This is a genomic window from Shigella sp. FC1544, from assembly GCF_001722145.1.
In the GTDB taxonomy this organism is placed as follows: Bacteria; Pseudomonadota; Gammaproteobacteria; order Enterobacterales; family Enterobacteriaceae; genus Escherichia; species Escherichia coli.
In genome coordinates this window covers 1-2,861 of record NZ_MECT01000201.1, presented here as the reverse complement: position 1 = coordinate 2,861, position 2,861 = coordinate 1, and the positions used below count along the sequence as shown (strand labels likewise).

Sequence of the window (2,861 nt, the reverse complement as noted above, 5' to 3'; positions counted from 1 at the left end):
GCACAGATGCTGGCACCGAAAGCCAGAACTCCCCGTACACAGACAACGGATAACGGCAAACAGAACACCTGTTTCTCCTCACTGGATAACATGGTTGCCTAGGGCAATGTTCTGCCTGTTCTGTACGGTGAAATGCGCGTGGGGTCGCGGGTGGTATCTCAGGAGATCAGCACGGCAGACGAAGGGGATGGTGGTCAGGTTGTGGTGATTGGTCGCTGATGCAAAATGTTTCATGTGAAACCGCCTGCGGGCGGTTTTGTCGTTTATGGAGCGTGAGGAATGGGTAAAGGCAGCAGTAAGGGGCATACCCCGCGCGAAGCGAAGGACAACCTGAAATCCACGCAGTTGCTGAGTGTGATTGATGCCATCAGCGAAGGGCCGGTTGACGGTCCGGTGGATGGATTAAAAAGCGTGCTGCTGAACGGTACGCCGGTCCTGGACAGCGAGGGGAAGACAAACTTTTCCGGTGTTACGGTGGTGTTCCGCGCCGGCGAGCAGGAGCAGACACCGCCGGAGGGGTTTGAATCTTCCGGCTCAGAGACTGTGCTGGGTACGGAAGTGAAATACGACACGCCGATCACCCGGACCATCACGTCGGCAAACATTGATCGTCTGCGCCTGACCTTCGGTGTGCAGGCACTGGTGGAAAACACCTCAAAGGGGGACCGGAATCCGTCGGAAGTCCGCCTGCTGGTTCAGATACAGCGTAACGGTGGCTGGGTGACGGAAAAAGACATCACCATTAAGGGCAAAACCACTTCGCAGTATCTGGCCTCGGTGGTGATGGGTAACCTGCCGCCGCGCCCGTTTAATATCCGGATGCGCAGGATGACACCGGACAGCACCACAGACCAGCTGCAGAACAAAACGCTCTGGTCGTCGTACACCGAAATCATCGATGTGAAACAGTGCTACCCGAACACGGCGCTGGTCGGCGTGCAGGTGGATTCAGAGCAGTTCGGTAACCAGCAGGTGAGTCGCAATTATCATCTTCGCGGGCGCATTCTGCAGGTGCCGTCGAACTATAACCCGCAGACGCGGCAATACAGCGGTATCTGGGACGGAACGCTTAAGCCAGCATACAGCAACAACATGGCCTGGTGTCTGTGGGACATGCTCACTCATCCGCGCTACGGCATGGGGAAACGTCTTGGTGCGGCAGATGTGGACAAATGGGCGCTGTATGTCATCGGCCAGTACTGCGACCAGTCAGTGCCGGACGGATTTGGCGGCACGGAGCCGCGCATCACCTGTAACGCTTACCTGACCACACAGCGTAAGGCGTGGGATGTTCTCAGTGATTTCTGCTCGGCGATGCGCTGTATGCCGGTATGGAACGGGCAGACGCTGACGTTCGTGCAGGACCGACCGTCGGATAAAGTGTGGACCTATAACCGCAGTAATGTGGTGATGCCGGATGATGGCGCGCCGTTCCGCTACAGCTTCAGCGCCCTGAAGGACCGCCATAATGTCGTTGAGGTGAACTGGATTGATCCGGACAACGGTCATGAGACGGCGACAGAGCTTGTGGAGGACACGCAGGCCATTCTCCGTTACGGTCGTAACGCCACGAAGATGGATGCCTTTGGCTGTACCAGCCGGGGACAGGCGCACCGCGCCGGGCTGTGGCTGATTAAAACGGAACTGCTGGAAACGCAGACCGTGGACTTCAGCGTCGGCGCAGAAGGGCTTCGCCATGTACCGGGTGATGTCATTGAAATCTGCGATGATGATTATGCCGGTATCAGCACCGGTGGTCGCGTACTGGCGGTGAACAGCCAGACCCGGACGCTGACGCTCGACCGTGAAATCACGCTGCCGTCCTCCGGTACCACGCTGATAAGCCTGGTTGACGGAAATGGCAATCCGGTCAGCGTGGAGGTTCAGTCCGTCACCGACGGCGTGAAGGTGAAAGTGAGCCGGGTTCCTGACGGCGTTGCAGAATACAGCGTGTGGGGGCTGAAGCTGCCGACGCTGCGCCAGCGCCTGTTCCGCTGCGTGAGTATCCGTGAGAACGACGACGGCACGTATGCCATCACCGCCGTGCAGCATGTGCCGGAAAAAGAGGCCATCGTGGATAACGGGGCACACTTTGACGGTGACCGGCGCGGCACGGTGAATGGTGTCACGCCGCCAGCGGTGCAGCATCTGACCGCCGAAGTCACCGCAGACAGCGGGGAATATCAGGTGCTGGCGCGATGGGACACGCCGAAGGTGGTGAAGGGTGTGAGCTTCCTGCTTCGCCTGACCGTGGCAGCGGACGACGGCAGTGAGCGGCTGGTCAGCACAGCCAGGACGACGGAAACCACATACCGCTTCAGGCAGCTGGCGCTGGGGAATTACAGTCTGACAGTCCGGGCGGTAAATGCCCGGGGGCAGCAGGGCGATCCGGCGTCGGTATCGTTCCGGATTGCGGCACCGGCAGCGCCTGTCACTATTGAACTGATACCGGGGTATTTTCAGATAACGGCGGTCCCGAAACTGGCTATATATGACCCGACGGTGCAGTTTGAGTTCTGGTTTTCGGAAAAGCGGATTGCGGATATCAGGCAGGTTGAAACCAGCGCCCGCTATCTTGGCACGGCGCTGTACTGGATAGCCGCCAGTATCAATATCAGGCGGGCCATGATTATTATTTTTACGTTCGCAGTGTGGGTAATGACTCCAACTTATTGATAGTGTTTTATGTTCAGATAATGCCCGATGACTTTGTCATGCAGCTCCACCGATTTTGAGAACGACAGCGACTTCCGTCCCAGCCGTGCCAGGTGCTGCCTCAGATTCAGGTTATGCCGCTCAATTCGCTGCGTATATCGCTTGCTGATTACGTGCAGCTTTCCCTTCAGGCGGGATTCATACAG

Annotated in this window: 1 protein-coding gene and 2 pseudogenes; 2 read left to right on the top strand and 1 reads right to left on the bottom strand. The window is 57.7% G+C overall.

What is annotated here, in order from left to right:
* Both BGK49_RS31060 and BGK49_RS11680 read left to right on the top strand, forming a co-directional pair.
* Positions 1-219, top strand: a pseudogene (locus BGK49_RS31060) (tail assembly protein); the annotation flags it as partial.
* 60 nt (positions 220-279) lie between these two features.
* Positions 280-2,708, top strand: a pseudogene (locus tag BGK49_RS11680) (TipJ family phage tail tip protein); the annotation flags it as partial.
* On the opposite strand, the gene BGK49_RS26675 reads toward BGK49_RS11680, so the two are convergent.
* On the bottom strand, positions 2,670-2,861 hold a 192-nt coding region (locus BGK49_RS26675; RefSeq protein WP_000718190.1), incomplete at its 5' end, for an IS1 family transposase. The pseudogene BGK49_RS11680 and the gene BGK49_RS26675 overlap by 39 nt on opposite strands.